This is a genomic window from Mesorhizobium loti CJ3sym, assembly GCF_000472785.1.
GTDB classification, from domain to species: domain Bacteria; phylum Pseudomonadota; class Alphaproteobacteria; order Rhizobiales; family Rhizobiaceae; genus Mesorhizobium; species Mesorhizobium loti_E.
Window position 1 is genome coordinate 177,722 of record NZ_KI421462.1, and the last position, 16,036, is coordinate 193,757.

A 16,036-nucleotide genomic window follows, 5' to 3' on the forward strand; every position below is an offset into this window, starting at 1 on the left:
GGTCCTGAACCCGAGCGAGGAATCCCGACCGTGGCCGAGCTGCCGTTCATCGATCCGCACCATCATCTGTGGGACCTGGAGACCAATTACTATCCCTGGCTGACCGACGGGGTTAAGCCGTCGGTTTTCGGTGACTACGAGGCGATCCGAAAAAGCTACCTTCTCGATGACTATCTGGAAGACGCTAGGAACCAGAACCTGGTCAAATCGGTGCATCTCGATGTGGGGTTCAATCCCAGCGATCCAGTGGGGGAGACTCGCTGGTTGCAGGAGATCGCGAACAAGCGTGGGTTTCCCCACGGCATCGTCGGTTATGCCGACCTCTCCAAACCCGATGTGGGCGACCTTCTCGACCAGCACATGGAGTATCCGAACTTCAGGGGTATCCGGCAGTCGATGAATTACCATCCCGACTCCGCCAAGACGTATCAGGCCCGGCCTGAAGTGAGCCGGACGCCACAATGGCGGCTAGGATTTGGCGAATTGGCGAAACGCCGGCTGAGTTTCGACCTGCAGCTCTATTATCCGCAGATGGGTGAGTTCCTTGAGCTCGCGCACGATTTTCCCGACGTCCAGATCATCCTCGACCACACCGGAATGCAAGTTGATGGCCCTGAACATTTCGGGGCATGGAGAAAAGCCATGCACAAGTTGGCGCAGGCGCCGAACGTTTCCTGCAAGATCTCGGGTCTCGGCATGGGCGACTGGCGATGGACCACTGCATCGATCCGTCCCTATGTCGAGGAAGCGATCGCCGCGTTCGGCGTCGACCGCAGCATGTTCGCGACGAACTTTCCGGTCGACAAGCTGTTCTCGAGCTTCGACGCCATCGTTAATGCCTTCAAGGAGATCACGAAGGCTTACCCCCATGAGCAGCGGCTTGCGTTGTTCCACGACAACGCCGCCCGGTACTACCGCCTTTAGACCATTCGTCGCGTAAACAGCAGGAGACTTTGACATGTTGCTGAAGGGCAAGGCCGCGGTGATTTCGGGTGCCGCGAGCCCTAGAGGAATTGGCCGCTCCACGGCAACGCTGATGGCCGAGCAAGGCGCGCGCATTGCCATTCTTGACCTCGATGAGGGACAAGCCCGTGACGCAGCCGCGTCGCTTGGGCCCGAGCACATTGGTCTCGCCTGCAATGTCGCCGATCTCGATGCCTGCAAGAAAGCTGCTGCGGAAGTGACTGAGGTCTTCGGCAAGGTCGACGTGCTGTGCAACATTGCCGGGATCACGCAGCCAGTAAAGACACTGGATATCGGCCCCGCTGATTGGGACCGGATCCTCGATGTCAATCTGCGCGGCGTTCTCTATCTCAGCCAGGCCTTCATCCCGCATATGCGCGAGAATGGCGGCGGATCGATCATCTGCATGTCGTCGGTTTCCGCACAGCGCGGCGGCGGCATCTTCGGCGGCCCACACTATTCGGCCGCCAAGGCGGGCGTGCTCGGGCTTGCCAAGGCCATGGCGCGCGAATTCGGACCCGACGGCATCCGCATCAACTGTGTCACGCCCGGGCTCATCCAGACCGACATCACCGGTGACAAACTGACCGACGCCATGCGCGCCGATATCATCAAGGGTATCCCGCTCAGTCGGCTGGGCGATGCCCGCGACGTGGCGGGCGCCTATCTCTTCCTCGCGTCCGATCTGGCCAGCTACATCACCGGCGCCGTCATCGACGTCAATGGTGGGATGCTGATCCATGGCTGAAGGGACAACGGAGATCGATATGCCTCGGGCCGGCAGCAATGTCGGCCTTGCCGAACGTGCCTATCGTATCCGTCGGCATGCCGTGCGCATGGGTCAAGTCCAGGGCCAGGGCTATGTCGGACAGGCTCTGGGGGTCGCCGACGTGCTCGCCGTCGCCTATTTCCATGCGCTTCGTTACCGGCCTACCGACACGCGTTGGGAGGGGCGCGACCGTTTCCTGCTGTCGATCGGACACTACGCGATCGCGTTGTACGCCGCGCTGATCGAAGCGGGCGTGCTCCCGGAGGAAGAGCTCGAAACCTATGGCACCGACGACAGCCGCATGCCGATGTCCGGCATGGCGGCGTATACGCCCGGCATGGAGATCACCGGCGGGTCGCTCGGCCACGGCCTTGGCATTGCCGTCGGCATGTGCCTGGGGCTGAAACGCAAGCGGAGCGGCAGTTTCGTCTACAATCTGATGTCCGATGGTGAGCTCGGCGAGGGCTCGACCTGGGAAGCAGCGATGTCGGCCGCACACCACAGGCTCGACAATCTCATCGCCATCGTCGACTTCAACAATCAGCAAGCCGACGGCCCATCGACCGCGATGCTTTCCTCCGAGCCGGTGACCGACAAGTTCGAGGCGTTCGGCTGGCACGCACAGCGTGTCGACGGCAACGACATTGAGGCAGTCCGCATGGCCTTCGATCTGGCGCGCGGGCTTAAGGAACCTCGCCCGCGTGTCATCGTCTGCGACACTCGCATGGCCAAGGGCGTGCCGTTCCTTGAATCCCGCGACATTGCACACTTCATTCGGGTCGAGCCGCATGAATGGACGTTGGCCCTCGAAGCTTTGGAGAGGGGACGTTCGCATTGAGGCTGTCAAAGTTCGCGCCGCGCCACGCCGTCAACGCGGGTGAGCGCAAAACGACGTCGGCAATGATCGCCTCGATTGCGCCCGATGGCATTGCGACCCGCAACGCGCCGTTTGGGCACACACTTGCCAGATTGGCACACGAGCGGCTCGGGATCGTGGGTTTGACGGCTGATCTTGCGAAATACACCGACCTACATGTCTTCGCGCAGGAGCATCCGGATCGCTTCTACCAAATGGGCATGGCGGAGCAGGTGCTGATGAGCGCTGCCGCTGGCCTGGCGCGGGAGGGTTTCACGCCCTTCGCCACGACCTACGCTGTCTTTGCCTCGCGACGTGCCTACGATTTCATATGCATGGCGATTGCCGAGGAGAACCTCGACGTCAAAATTGTCTGCGCTCTGCCGGGATTGACCACCGGCTACGGCCCCAGCCACCAGGCGACGGAAGACATCGCGATTTTCCGCGGCATGCCGAACCTGACGATCATCGATCCATGCGACGCGCTCGACATCGAACAGGCCACGGAGGCGATCGCGGACTACAAGGGGCCGGTCTACATGCGGCTGTTGCGGGGCAAGGTCCCCGTCGTGCTCGACGAATATGATTACACATTCCAGATCGGCAAGGCGCGGCTGCTGCGCGACGGTGCGGATGTGCTGTTCATTTCCAGCGGGCTGATGACCATGCGCGTGCTGGAGGCCGCGAAGGCGCTCGAAGCGGACCGCATCGACTGCGCGGTGCTGCACGTGCCGACCATCAAGCCGCTCGATACGGACGCAATCCTTGCCGCCGCGCGCCGGGCTGGACGGATGGTGGTCGTTGCGGAGAACCACACGATGATCGGCGGGTTGGGCGAAGGTGTCGCTGGCCTGCTGATGCGCGAGGGCGTGACCCCTGTCTTCCGCCAGATCGCACTGCCCGACGAATTTCTCGACGCCGGCGCGCTACCGACACTTCACGACCGCTACGGGATCTCAACATCAGAGATCGTGCGCCGCGTACGCAAGTGGGTGAAATAGATACGAGGTCCTGACGCGTAACCAGGCTTGGGGTCTGACCCTATGGTGCCAATGTGCCCCTGAAACGCGGTTTCTAGCGTGAAGGCGATCCGCGGCATGGTCAGCGCCGGGAATGCTCCCTGACGCGTCGCTCCTGCGATGCTTTCTCCGGCAAGCGATCGCGCGTCAGCCAGGCGAGCATGGCTCGTGAAGCAACGCTCCCCTCGCGCATCCCGGTCTTGTACTCCCTTCGCATGTTCTTGGCGAGCTCGACCAATCGCAAGACAGCACGCTATGGACGGGGCCGCCCCCGCTGTAGTTCGGCGATGACAGATCGACCAAATCGTCGAGCGCGCAGGGCAGCCGAGGCAGCACTGAAGTTCCCCACTGCCATTTATGCGACTTTGGAGGGCGCTTGCGTTGGTGCCAGGCGGCGCGTCACTGTCGCATTTCTGACTTGCTGCGCCCTGTCCTCCGAAACGACCTTGGCGACATTTCTACTTTGCTGGCAGCGCGACATTCCAACTTGGTTGCAACATGGAAGCACAAATCGCGAACACCCAAGGCCGGCGTCTGTTCGAATGCCTTAAATCCTTGCTGTAGCGCGGTGGAGTCCGACATCGTCAACGCTGAAACCGGTCGTACCGGAACACAGGGCTCGATTTCCGCTGGATCAAGTGTGTCGAAATAGGCAGAGGTTGGCACTGCGCAAGCCCACCCGGACTCCAAGAAGCCCACGCATCATGAATTGTTCCTTTCCGGTCAGAGGTCTGGCGCTCCCTGCCATTGCAATGGTATGGCTACAACAAGAGTCTTGGGGGCGACTTTGTTCTTTACGGTATTGGCTGCGGGCGTACGCCCGCCAAGTAATGCGCGTTCACGCGCGTTTCTGGTCACGGACAACTGGGACGACTGGTTCGAATTTTCGACCATGTACTTCCTGACCTATGTCGATACTGCTGGCGAGCAGCACGATATCGGCTCCGTAAAAATCGGCCAGGTCGGGATGGAGAAAGGTCAGCGCCGCCCAAACATCCCTAATCGTTTCGATGCCTTGGATGACCCGTTCTTTGCCTTAGGGCAGGATGACACGTATTACGCGGGGTTGAACGACCTAGGTCCAGAGCTTCGCGACCGAATCCTCGAAGGCCTTCGAGATGTCGCGCTTGATGCAGATCTATTTGAGCGGTCACTCGATGAACGAGTCACCGGAATATCCTTACTCCGCTCCGTAACCCCGCAAGCTGTAAGAGGTCAGTACCGTCGTATGGCTCGTGGTGGCGCGCGTGTCACGCCATACGAATTGTCCTACACAACTGCCCGTGACCGCCGCTCGGACACGAGTCGGATCGAGTTGACGTTTGCGGTGTCTCCTGAAGTTCAGCCGCCAACCAACATACACGTGATCACCGGCAGGAACGGCGTCGGCAAGACCCACCTGCTCAATTCCATGACTGAGTCCATTCTAAACGACGGCGAACGCGCAAAAGGGAGGTTTGTAGTCAACCATGACGGTGACGACACTGGTACGTTCACCGGCCTTGTCTCAGTGAGTTTTAGCGCGTTCGATGATTTCACACCGCTCAGCGTTCCGAGAGACAAGTCTTCGGGACTGCAATACTCCTACATCGGTCTCAAGAAAGTCGGGCTATCTCCTGAGGGAAAGCCGCTGGCGCCGAAGAGTCCCAACTATCTAGGTCGGGACTTCGCCGAAAGCGTCCAGATTTGTCGGCGCGGTGCGAGGGCCTCTCGGTGGAGACGCGCCCTCCAGATGCTTGAGGCAGATCCCATTTTCAAGGACGCTGATGTGGCGCAGCTGGCAGCAGAGGATGAAGATGACGCCTCCTCAGAAGCGTCACGCCTATTCGGGCAGCTCAGCTCGGGTCACAAAATCGTTCTACTGACGATTACCCGTCTGGTGGAAACCGTTGAGGAGAGGACACTCGTCCTTCTGGACGAACCTGAAGCGCATCTCCATCCACCGCTATTGTCGGCATTTGTCCGAGCCCTTTCCGACCTCCTGATCAACCGCAACGGCGTCGCGATCATCGCAACACACTCGCCTGTCGTTCTGCAGGAGGTGCCAATGAGCTGCGTCTGGAAAGTTCGACGAAATGGACGAACTGTGATCGCGGAGAGGCCCGAGATTGAAACCTTTGGAGAAAACGTCGGAATACTGACCAGGGAAATCTTCGGCTTGGAGGTCACCGATTCGGGCTTCCACAAGATGTTGCGGGACAAGGTGGAGGAGGGTGGAGACTTCGAAGACATCCTCGAGCATTTCGGTGGTCGGGTTGGCTTGGAAGGCCAGGCAATCATTCGGGGCCTCATCGCCGCACGCGATGCGGACGGTCACGAATAATGTGGAAACTACCAAAGCCGGAACTTACTGCCGAGGATGTTTTCATCACGGCTATCAGTCGCGTTGCCGATGTTGGTCTAAAAGGGCGACTTGAGAGCGTCACCGCCACGATCATTCAGGCCTCAATCGACTTTGACGAGGCAGCGTCCAACAACGAAATTCATACTATCGAGCCTAGCCCAAACGTCGACGGCGTGGTGACAATCAAGGAGATGTCGGGCGTGTACGCCGGAAGAATGGTCGCGAGAGGGAGCCCGGGGCGAACTATCTATGACGAGCTACTGGCCGCACCTAAATATGGCCGATGTCCTCTATGCGGGCAGCATATTGTGTCCACTCTCGATCACTACCTTCCAAAAACCCGCTATCCAGCGCTCGCGGTAGCTCCCTGGAATCTTGTTCCTGCCTGTCATGACTGCAACAAGGCGAAATCTGATACCCGGCCGCTGACGGCGGATGAAGAGGCGTTTCATCCATATTATGACGACATCGACGGTGATCTCTGGCTGGTAGCCCAGGTCGTCGAAAGTGCGCCCGCTGCACTACGCTTCCTTGTTTCGCCTTCACCTGGATGGAGTGACACGCTGACGGCCCGGGTATTGCGTCAATTTCAAATGCTGAAACTCGCGCGACTATATGCTGCCAAGGGGGCACAAGAGCTGACCGACTTGCACAACCTGCTAAGGACACATCTTGCCAATGGCGGCCCAGACGAAGTGCGTCTGCTCCTGCAGCAATTCGCGGATAGCTGTCGGGCGGCGAATATGAACGCATGGCGCACGGCAACGTATCAGGCCCTGGCGAACAGTGACTGGTACTGCCAAGGGGGCTTTGCGCACGTGTAGGTCGAAGTCCATGCCGGTGCCACTTAGCACCACTTAACCAAAAGGCGGCTCCGAGGACAGAACACCTAACGGGCGTCTGGGTGATACCGAACGGAGACCTCGTTTGGGTATACGCCGAGTTAGTCGCCGAAGCCGATCACCTCATCCACCAAGGCCGCAGGCCTCTGCTTTCGAGGTCCTCACCGCTCGACTATTTGAAATCGAGTTAATCGGCTCAGATCCTGTCATTGAAGCTGCGAGGCAATCTGCGGAAGTGCTTTGGCTTCGCACGCAGCTGAAGATGCTAAGCCGAGGCAGGTCCTCTAAGACCTCAAACAGAATTTTGTCTCTGCTGCACGGCGTGAAATAGCTGTGATCGAGAGCTTATCGTCACCGAAGTTCTTTGCCTGAATCGTATGCTCCGGTCGCACTTGCAGCAGTCGGCTGCTACGCCGGGAACAGAGTCCGCACACGTGCGAACGGGTTGCGATACTCCGAGGCGTACCGAGCCTTGGCAACGATGATGTCGGGAAACGAAATCCTTCGCTTCAACGCATCGAAAATGTCCATCCCGTCGGCGAGAATAATTCGCCTGGCTGTGAATGCCTCGAGAGCTCCATCCGTAAAGCCTTCGAAGCTGACGAACAACCCTCTCGTCCCTTCGAGACGCTCGCTCAGTTTTCCCTGAAAGGCATGTAGGTTTTCAGCTCCAGTCTTCGCACGATGCCACTTCGCCTCGAGGAGATATGTGATTGCGCCATGTTGGAACGACCCGTCGATCTGCTCGCCCGCCAGCCGGGACCCTTCCCTCGCGTCCATATCCCAGGCATTAAACAATGCAGTCAGGAGGCGCTCGAAGTGATATCCTCGAGCGTGAGGCTCATCCGTCATCGCAAAGAGCGCTATAAAGTCGCGTTCGAGACGATCAAGTGCGGCATGATCTGGGCCTGCCTTCGTTGCGGAATGTGATTGTGCGGGGGACGAACCGACATTGATGTCGAAAGAGGGCAATAGGGCCCCACCCAGTCTCTCGACAATCGAACTGAGCCGCGCTCGGGCATTGACAACGGTCTCCGGATCTCCCCTACTGATGCGGATGGTTTCGCGGTATTCCCACAATGCCGTCAGTGCCCGGACAATGGCTCGTGGGTGTCCAATCGTCAGAAGCGCCCGCAGGCGCTTCCCCTTGCTTCCACTCCCAGATGCATACGCATCATCGTAGATGTCGATACCGACCTCCCTACGGAAGAAATCGTCAAATGTTGCGTTCGTGAAATCGAGTACCCATCCGGAGCTTATTCCGAACAGATCATCCACCAGTTTCAGTTCGACAGCTCTGAGCTGATCCATCGCTATGGTCCCTTGATCCGCACCAAATGTCTACGATGAATGGTTGCATTCTAAAATCTCGGAAACCGCAATCCTTCCGTCAAGGTGGTGGGCGTTCGACCTCAAAGCCCCAGTCGAGCCGCGACGTTCTCCACGAGCTGAGCATTTGACGGTGCACCGTCTCGCTGCGCGTGGAAAACCGAAAATGGATCCCCCCATCCAACCAAACAGAGAGGGATGCATCAAAGTCCCGCAAAGCTACAAGCAACGAGCCGCACATCTCTGCGAGTTCTGTGTTCAGTCCACGTTTCACGTGCAAGGCACTGTCGATGCCGACCTGCAACGCAGACGAAATCAACTTCGGATGGACGAGAAATGCGACGTCGCCGGCGCCACCGGCCAAGGCCTGTTCACACCTTTCCCTCGAATTCGAAAACAGCGCACGGCAGACGGCCGGCCGGCGATCATAGACGGAACACTGATTGTCCACGAGAAGCGGACAGGTAGCGTGGCTCCCATATCTCGCATCAGGGTTCAACGGAAGTTTCGATATTTCGGACAAGCGACGCTCGATGCTTGCCAGTTCATCATCTGTGCGCGTCGAGAGCAGCAGTTGCGCAAGGATGAATATCTCGAACGGACTGCAGAGCACCATCTGGTGGCAGCACGCGGAACAACCAGCTCGGAAGGCGACGACACCCTGGGGATTGTTTCGAGCCACCAAATCGAGAGAAGCATTCCGCCCCGCATATGAAGCGATCAGCGCGTCGACAATATTATCTGGATAAACATCGAACGCCCGGCACGTGTTCTGATAAGCTTGCCTCAGAACTTTTTCGCCCTGCTCAGCGTCCATCGTCGAGGCGAGAGCTGCATTCTGCTTTCTTCTTTTGGCTTCGCCCACGAGCCCCACCCTTCGAGTTCGGCGACTTCTGCGCCAGACCTACCAGACACACAATGCGAAGCCGAGCGCTATCCTCGCGTCCGGAGTCGTTGTGCGACCGTGATGTCGGCGAGCCTTAGGCCGCGACGCAATATCTCGGCACGAACCTCCTCGTACACTGGAGCAGTGCCGCGTGGATCCGCGATGGTCATCAGAACCGCGAAGCGCACTCCTTCCTCGGGGTACAGAGCTCCGGCGCGTGTTAAGCCCTTCAGTGACAGCTTCCACTCGCTTGTCGTCCCACAACCCTTCGGGATGTTCTTTTCATAGCGCTTTATCGGCGTCCACTTGAGCCCATTTTCCAGAAGATAGCGCTCAGTGTAGTCGAGATGCTGTGGCAGCTGGCTGTCGCATGCGTTCAGCCGCTGTTGCGGATCGGGAACCAGTTCGCCATCTTCGTTCTCCTTTTCCTCGAGCTGGTGGAGACCAACGCCAAGCTGGACCCGTTGGCATTCGGCGTCGAACGCCGCATCGATGGGAGGCGTGTGAGCCAGTGTTACGTCGATCCGGCCACGGCATTTTCCTTCCGTCGTTACCAACGAACGCGGCCACGTGAAGATAAAAGACAGTTCGCGCCGTGGCGGCAATATGTCTGCAAATACCAGAGTTATACTGTTCAGATCATCCGACAAGCATGCATCGGCGTGGCGTGGCACGCCAAACCCGACAAAATCTCGCGCGACCGTACGCAAGGGCTTCGCACATAGTATATGCGGCTTTTCGGCCTTGTGGACGCTCAGCGCGAGAAGCGTTTCTCGTGGAGCCTGACCTTCCAGCCGGTGGTCAAGCGCGGCTAGGGAACCCGTGACGAGCGGGGTCGCATAGCTTGTACCAGAACCTTCGACCAACTGGCCGTCAACGCCGATGGAATGAAGACCGCAAGAACTTCCAGCTCGCGGTGAAACCCCGCCAATATGAGCAAGTTCTGGCTTACGCGCGCCGCCAGGACCGGGTCCACGACGGGTATAGGTCGTTGGAACGTCAGCCACCGCACCCAATACGCTCGGAGCGTTGATCGCTCCAACCGTGATGCCGAAAAGATGCTCACCAGGCGCCGTAATACGCTCCTCCGCGATTGCGCGGGTGGCCAACATTTCGAGCGCATCTTCGGCCGTGGCCGACCATTCAGGCCGGGCATCGCGACCGCGGAGATTCCCAGCCGAAACCAAAAAGATCACGTCGTGCGTTAGCGCTATACGATCGAGGTTGGCGGCGAAGCTACTGTACCCCAACCCTTGGCGCACGCCCGGAGCACCGAGGCTCATGTTGAATACACGCACGCCCTCCGCCTTCGCGACTTCGATCTGGGTTTCGAGTTGGTCAAAAAATTCGTCAGGGGTTTGGTAATATTGACCAAGGAGACCGCGGCGCGGCAAGACGTCAATATCAAAAAAGCGGCACGGCGTTGGCTCCAGACGGTTCGCGATCGTTGGGTTCAGCCCACCGCCACCCGCGAGCAGCCCTGCTATGAACGACCCATGCGCCTCATCGCGATCCGCCGGCGAGATCAGACCCGCCGTTCCTGCTCGCCAAGGTTCGAGTTGGGAGATCGCAGCAACGCCCGCGTCGATGACACCAACCACAGGATAGCTTTGATTTGCAACCGGTGGCTGGACTAAGGCTTCGGCTCCGAGCCCAATCGAACTGGCCGATCCCGACTCGAGACGTAGTGGAAGTTCAACACGGCGAACCAGCGGTTCTCGAGCCAAGAGGTCAAGCAGGGCTTGATGACGGGCCAGTGACCTGTCAGGTGCGCGCGGGCCAAGGTCGGGTACGCCCTCCGTTTGCTCTGCATCCACATCCGGGACGAGCGGCAAGCTGATAGCGCGCCGGCCATCACTCCGTAGATCGATGCTGAGCGTTAAGGCGGAGGCGGTCGCTTTCGTGGTGCGCGAACTGAAGGGTACGGCAATCAAGCCACCAAGTTCGTTAAGGCGGCCGCGAAATCGAGCAATCATCGCCTCCACCGCCTGAGGGGTCACTCTGGGATCAGGCCTGAACATTTCGACCACGTAGCCGCCGATGATCGTTTCTTGCTCGAGCCACATGACCGCATCTCGAGCGGAGAACCCTAGCCTGTCTGCTGGGGTCGGCAGGCGTATTTCGTCGATGGCGCCGACTTCGCTTCGATATGCCGAAACCCGTTCCTCCATCCTGCCAGTTTCCGGGTTCTCCCTCAGGCGCGGCTGCACTTCAGCTCGCTGCTCAATCAGCTCACTTAGCCGGTCCAACGCATCGGGGGTTGTCTGGAAATACATTTGACCAATCGCGGCTCCACCCACGAGCGCGAAACGGTTCGGCGTGGTGAACAACGCACCAAGAGGCCGATAGCTTTTCGCCAACCCTTCCTCACGCATTTGAACCAAGACGAAACCCGCCGGATCAGCCTCTGTCCTTAGAGCCGAACTCGCTTGCAACAGCTGTTGGCGCAAGCGCGCCTTGTGCCGTTGAAAGCCCGAGTTGTTGCCGGCGAAAAAGTCGCGATTGGGACCGCGTGTTCCCGTTGCCTGAATTTGTATCAGCCGCTGCGTGTCAAGGAATACTTGGATTGGTCGTGCAAGGGGCTCAGCCATCGCGATCACGCCTCCAATGGATTGGCGGTGTCGCGGCGGCGACGAGAAACTGTGCTTTGCGAGACGCCTACCAATAGCCCTGCCTCTCTTTGCGTCAGGCCGCCATTATCAACCAGTGCAGCTGCAAGCTCTTCATTGCTACCCAACAGCAAAGCGCGCTGTTCAACACTGAACAGCTGACCGCTCAATGTTGCCTGGCGCCGTAGCCCGCCTAGAAGCCCCCTGCGCCGCGAGCCAGATGCGCCGCTAGCCTCCTTCATCACAAGAAACCGCTTTCCACCGCTGATAAGTGTTTCAATATCGGCTCCACTCATTCCTTCGGTCATCCAGACGAGCATCTTCATCTCTGCCTCACCCGGAGTGAGCGGCGGCAGAAACCGTGCTAGCAGGTTCTTTCGAGCATCGGCATCCGGCAAGGGAATCTCAATCCGGCCATCAAATCTCCTCCACACCGCTGGATCGAGAAGATGCTCGTGATTTGTCGCGGCAAGGGTAAAACCGCGCCGGCCGCGAGCGTCGAGGCACTGCAGGAGCGCGTTTACCACTCGCTTGATCTCACCAACCTCCTGGGCATCATCCCGGGCCTTCGCGATGGCATCGAACTCATCGAGAAATAGGACGCAACGATAGCGGTCGGCAAAGTCGAAAAGCGCGCCGATGTTTCTGGCGGTGGTTCCCAGAAAAGAAGACACCAGACCGTCGAGTCGAGCCTCAACGATCGGCAGACCCAGTTTGGCGCCAATGTATCGCGCGAGCATGGTTTTGCCGACACCGGGTTTGCCGTACAGCAAACAGCGCATATTAGGCTGTACGCCTAGAGCAGCGAGTTCCTCCGTGTGAGCCCACTCGCCAATGAGACCATCGAGGGCGTCCGCGAGAACCGGCGACAACACGGGTTCCGCGCCCACATTGTCCTCGGGAAAAACTACCCGAACAAGCGGCGTCGCAGTCTCGCGATCGTTCGGTAACGGTGTGTTTCGGCCTAGTTTCTCACCCGGAATGACTGGCGGTGACGATCCGCTGACGCGCATCTGTTCTAACGACATTGGCGCCACCGAGTGTCTGCGATCGTCGCGATTGAGAAGTCGCGCCAGCTTCTCGGCCTGATCGGGCTTCGCTTTGCTGACTGCCTCCCGAAGGCGCTTTACCTGATGGGTTGCCCGCTCGCTGTCGCCACTCAGGGCAATTCTTGCAATGGCGAGAACGATGTCGAAATGTTCCATAGCGCAGCCTCGACTCTGGAGTATCCAAGGCTTTAATATGCACTATTTCATCAAATTATGCAATATGTTCTATTTTTCATTCCTGACATCCAACTCTTTATGCATCGCGGTCTCCTTCGCAAGAGTCCGGCTCGCGATAGCGTCCTCCTAGGGGTCGGAACAAGAACTGCTCAAAATCGTACGCTAAGGTCGAACGGATGATGAACATCATGTGACACGCTTTAGCGCCACCGGGAGGCGCAGTGTCCTAAAGCCTTCCGGGAGATGCTGCTTGCTGTCCCGCGCTGGTGTCACATACTGAATAACTGTCAAACGGCAATCTGGCCGTTGAATCAACAGTATACGAAGGCGCAGAGTAGTCGGCGACCGTTCAATGTGCGTTACGACTAGCTCCCCGCACCTCTATGCACCGCCGCGGCGCACAGCAGCATCGATGGATCGTTGGTATTTCTCCGCCATCTGCTTGGCCTCAGCGATAGCCGTCGGATACACTTGGTTAAACCGGTCAAACTCGGATTTGTGGGCGAGAACTACCTCCAGGATTGCCTCATCGTCCCCAGAGAAATCGGGCATCTGGCGCACAGGCTTGTCGCCGACACCTTCCTGGAAATGAGAGAGTAACAGGCCATAACGGAGCAAAGCATCCCGACGCTCGGCATCGCCTTCAAGAGCCAACGCAAGCGTGAAGGCGTTGACGAGCGCTTGCTTAGGCCCCGGCAGGACCTTCACATCCCTAATTTCGCCAACCATGGTATCGGCACCAAGGTAGTCGACGAAGGCGGCAACGGCCCTCTCAGCAACCGCTGCCAATTCCAGATCCGCGGTGCTGAAAGCTATTGGTGCCGACTGCGCCTTTGCGGGTTCCGTCTGCTTTGTTACAAATGGCCAGATCATACGCTAGGATGCTCCTAAAGGCCGGCAGGGCCGGAAGCTTCTATTTCAATGCTGAATTGACGGCTCCGATCAGTTTGATCCAGGCGTCACGCTCGGCCTGGCTAAGATCCTGGGCGGTATGGTCACGGGTCCAGCGAACGTAAGCCTTTGCGAGCTTGTATTTTGAAAAATTGGCGCCGCCCTTTGCTAACAGCAGGTCGACCAAGGGCTTTTCCGGCGTGGCCGCTGCTTCGGCTGTCACGTCGATGCCAAGCTCTTTTGCCGCAAGGGGTATTAGCACGTCGCGCAGCAGGTCTTCGATCTCGGCCTTCGGTCTGGGTGGAACGGTGAAGTCCATCGTCCGGAGAATGCGCTTGGCGCCGAGGCGATGCACCAGCACCTCCTGCTTTGCGGCCTGGTCGCCGGCGTTGTCGGAATCGAGAAGAGCCGCGACCTTCAAATTGTGGGCGATCAGGATCGTCGCGAAATAGACGACCTTGCTCGCGGTGTTGGCCGAGATCAGGGCGATCTTGTCGTTAAGATCCGCGACGCCGCCAACCCGCAACATTTCCGATGTGGCCTCGAGATACCAGAAGTCGGTCAGGCCTTCGAGGATCAGGTTGCGTTGCTGCGCAAACAGGCTCTGCGCAAGATCGTAGCCCAATGCCTCTTGCAGCGGCAGCAGGGCGGCTGGATCCGCCGCTGTGATTGTTGTGTGCACCTTGGTGCCGACCTTCCGGTCCGCCATCTCGACGACCCGTACAAGATCGAGCTCATTCGGGCCGACCAAGAAGGGCGAGTGCGTCGTATAGACTGTTTGGTTGGATTCCGAGAGCATGGAAATCGTGTTGCGGAAATCACGCTGCTTCAGCGCGTGCAGGCTCATGCCCGGCTCGTCAAGCAGCAGAATGGCGTTCGCATGCTTGTCCTCGGTCTCGGAGAAAAAGACCACGAAGAACGAGACCAGCCACTGGAAACCCTCCGATCGCTGATCCAGCTCGATCTCAACGCCCAAGCCATCCTCGACCACGACCTTGAGGTATTGACCGTCGGCGGTGATCCTAAGGCGGCTGGCTTCCGCCCGCTCCGGGTTAGGGTTCCAGACTTTGACTATTTGATCCGTCAGGCGAACACTCGCAGCGTTCAGCTGGTAAGCGCGATTGTCGAGCTGGTCCCGGTACTTCTTCTGGGCGTCCGTGTCCTTGGCGCCTGGTTCGGCCGCCTTACCGAGGTCTGACAGTTCTCGCGCCGTGAAGCCTAGGAGCTTGAGGAGACATTGGTTTCCGTAATCGTACTGGGCGTCGTCGAGCAGGTTTTGCTCGACGCGGGTCGCGAGGTGATCAAGGTGGATCAGCGGGCGCACGCGGAAGTAATTGCTGAACAGGACGAACACCGGCAGCTTCGTTCGGAGCGCCGTCCGGGTGGTCTTTAGCCGATCGGCATATTTGCAGTGGCCAAGCAGCCTGGTGTAGCGATCTTCCTCCTTCTCATCGTCTTCATCGACGAGCGGGTAGTGCTTTTCGAGCCAGTCGATCAGCTTCGTAGCAACCTCACCTTGGATGTAATAGTTTTTGTCCTTGTAGCCCGCCAGAATGCCTTCGAGCTCTTTGCTGGGCTGGGGTTCGCCGTCCTTCTGCCGACTATCGACGTGCGCTGCAAGGCGGGCGAGGTCTTTTTTTAGGTCCTCGATGGTCGGCTTCTCGGGAACACCCTGAAGTTCATGCCCCCATGAGTTGTCCAGGTTTCGCCAGCAGACATAAGTGGCCGAGTGAAACTCGGACTCGATCGCTTTTTTGTCGTCATCTTCGAGTTCGAAATGTGCGACGGCAACTTTGATGTCTTCGGGCTTGAGCCGCTTGGAAGTGATGTCGTTATAGTCGCCGCGGGGGTAATCACGGAGAGCGTCGAAGCCAGGGACACCTGCCGGTGGGTTGATCTGCTGAAGGGCCTTTAGCAGTGCTGACTTGCCGGCCTCATTCGGCCCAACGAGGATTGTCTTGTTGGGCTCCAACTCAATAGAGCCGGAATCCTTCACGCTGCGATAGTTTGTAATTCGCGCTTTCTTTAGTCTCATCAGCCCCTCCCCTGTACGCAGAGGATTGTATACGACGTGCTTTTTTCAAAGAGAATGGCCGCTCGCTCGATAGCCGGTGAATAACGAATTGTATGTTGTGGATCGGTCACCGGCCGGGGAAGTTGGCAATTGACATCCTGCTCCCGCATCTTCGTCCAAAAGGCCCCTATTCCATGCGCGGGCCGAGATTTCGTACCCGCGTAGAATCCTGTTCCAAAATGCCATTTTGCAATTGATGCGACCGCCGCCGGTTACGCTTTGCTGCCG

12 protein-coding genes are annotated in these 16,036 nt (G+C 58.4%); 6 read left to right on the forward strand and 6 right to left on the reverse strand.

Going from position 1 to position 16,036, the window contains the following annotated elements:
- Positions 1-30 precede the first annotated feature (30 nt).
- The 6 genes from A3A9_RS0137265 to A3A9_RS0137290 all read left to right on the forward strand — a co-directional run bounded on the left by A3A9_RS0137265 (position 31) and on the right by A3A9_RS0137290 (position 6,775).
- Entirely contained in the window at positions 31-924 is an 894-nt protein-coding gene (locus tag A3A9_RS0137265) for an amidohydrolase family protein (protein WP_027033406.1), read from the forward strand.
- A 34-nt stretch (positions 925-958) separates the two neighbouring features.
- Positions 959-1,711: an SDR family NAD(P)-dependent oxidoreductase gene (locus tag A3A9_RS0137270; RefSeq protein WP_027033405.1), complete on the forward strand. Its 753-nt coding sequence runs from the start codon at positions 959-961 to the stop codon at positions 1,709-1,711.
- A 19-nt stretch (positions 1,712-1,730) separates the two neighbouring features.
- Positions 1,731-2,570 (forward strand): transketolase, encoded by an 840-nt coding sequence (locus A3A9_RS0137275; RefSeq protein ID WP_106406568.1) that lies wholly within the window; start codon positions 1,731-1,733, stop codon positions 2,568-2,570.
- Positions 2,567-3,589 carry a transketolase family protein gene (locus A3A9_RS0137280; RefSeq protein WP_027033403.1) on the forward strand — a complete coding sequence of 341 codons (1,023 nt, stop codon included), beginning with the start codon at positions 2,567-2,569 and terminating at the stop codon, positions 3,587-3,589. The genes A3A9_RS0137275 and A3A9_RS0137280 overlap by 4 nt, the downstream gene beginning before the upstream one ends.
- Before the next feature lie 805 nt (positions 3,590-4,394).
- Positions 4,395-5,930 (forward strand): AAA family ATPase, encoded by a 1,536-nt coding sequence (locus A3A9_RS0137285; protein WP_027033402.1) that lies wholly within the window; start codon positions 4,395-4,397, stop codon positions 5,928-5,930.
- On the forward strand, positions 5,930-6,775 hold the full coding sequence (locus A3A9_RS0137290; RefSeq protein ID WP_027033401.1) for an HNH endonuclease: 846 nt from the start codon (positions 5,930-5,932) through the stop codon (positions 6,773-6,775). The genes A3A9_RS0137285 and A3A9_RS0137290 overlap by 1 nt, the downstream gene beginning before the upstream one ends.
- Before the next feature lie 426 nt (positions 6,776-7,201).
- Here A3A9_RS0137290 and A3A9_RS0137295 read toward each other — a convergent pair whose 3' ends face one another.
- The 6 genes from A3A9_RS0137295 to A3A9_RS0137320 form a co-directional block, all read right to left on the reverse strand.
- On the reverse strand, positions 7,202-8,104 hold the full coding sequence (locus A3A9_RS0137295) for a restriction endonuclease (protein WP_027033400.1): 903 nt from the start codon (positions 8,102-8,104) through the stop codon (positions 7,202-7,204).
- Between the two features lie 79 nt (positions 8,105-8,183).
- A complete protein-coding gene (locus A3A9_RS0137300; protein ID WP_152536313.1) occupies positions 8,184-8,987 on the reverse strand; it encodes a YkgJ family cysteine cluster protein in 804 nt (267 codons plus the stop codon).
- Positions 8,988-9,055: 68 nt separating this feature from the next.
- On the reverse strand, positions 9,056-11,599 hold the full coding sequence (locus A3A9_RS40960; RefSeq protein ID WP_051429772.1) for a S8 family peptidase: 2,544 nt from the start codon (positions 11,597-11,599) through the stop codon (positions 9,056-9,058).
- Between the two features lie 5 nt (positions 11,600-11,604).
- Positions 11,605-12,822 carry an AAA family ATPase gene (locus tag A3A9_RS0137310; protein WP_027033398.1) on the reverse strand — a complete coding sequence of 406 codons (1,218 nt, stop codon included), beginning with the start codon at positions 12,820-12,822 and terminating at the stop codon, positions 11,605-11,607.
- 402 nt (positions 12,823-13,224) lie between these two features.
- Positions 13,225-13,716: a hypothetical protein gene (locus A3A9_RS0137315; protein ID WP_027033397.1), complete on the reverse strand. Its 492-nt coding sequence runs from the start codon at positions 13,714-13,716 to the stop codon at positions 13,225-13,227.
- A gap of 40 nt (positions 13,717-13,756) precedes the next feature.
- Positions 13,757-15,769 carry an AAA family ATPase gene (locus tag A3A9_RS0137320; RefSeq protein ID WP_027033396.1) on the reverse strand — a complete coding sequence of 671 codons (2,013 nt, stop codon included), beginning with the start codon at positions 15,767-15,769 and terminating at the stop codon, positions 13,757-13,759.
- Positions 15,770-16,036 lie beyond the last annotated feature (267 nt).

Excerpts from the sequence above, each read along its gene's own strand:
- A3A9_RS0137270 (WP_027033405.1), top strand. The coding sequence starts at position 959 with ATGTTGCTGAAGGGCAAGGCCGCGGTGATTTCGGGTGCCGCGAGCCCT.
- A3A9_RS0137275 (WP_106406568.1), top strand. The coding sequence starts at position 1,731 with ATGCCTCGGGCCGGCAGCAATGTCGGCCTTGCCGAACGTGCCTATCGT.
- A3A9_RS0137290 (WP_027033401.1), top strand. The coding sequence starts at position 5,930 with ATGTGGAAACTACCAAAGCCGGAACTTACTGCCGAGGATGTTTTCATC.
- A3A9_RS0137295 (WP_027033400.1), bottom strand. The coding sequence starts at position 8,104 with ATGGATCAGCTCAGAGCTGTCGAACTGAAACTGGTGGATGATCTGTTC.
- A3A9_RS40960 (WP_051429772.1), bottom strand. The coding sequence starts at position 11,599 with ATGGCTGAGCCCCTTGCACGACCAATCCAAGTATTCCTTGACACGCAG.
- A3A9_RS0137310 (WP_027033398.1), bottom strand. The coding sequence starts at position 12,822 with ATGGAACATTTCGACATCGTTCTCGCCATTGCAAGAATTGCCCTGAGT.
- A3A9_RS0137315 (WP_027033397.1), bottom strand. The coding sequence starts at position 13,716 with ATGATCTGGCCATTTGTAACAAAGCAGACGGAACCCGCAAAGGCGCAG.
- A3A9_RS0137320 (WP_027033396.1), bottom strand. The coding sequence starts at position 15,769 with ATGAGACTAAAGAAAGCGCGAATTACAAACTATCGCAGCGTGAAGGAT.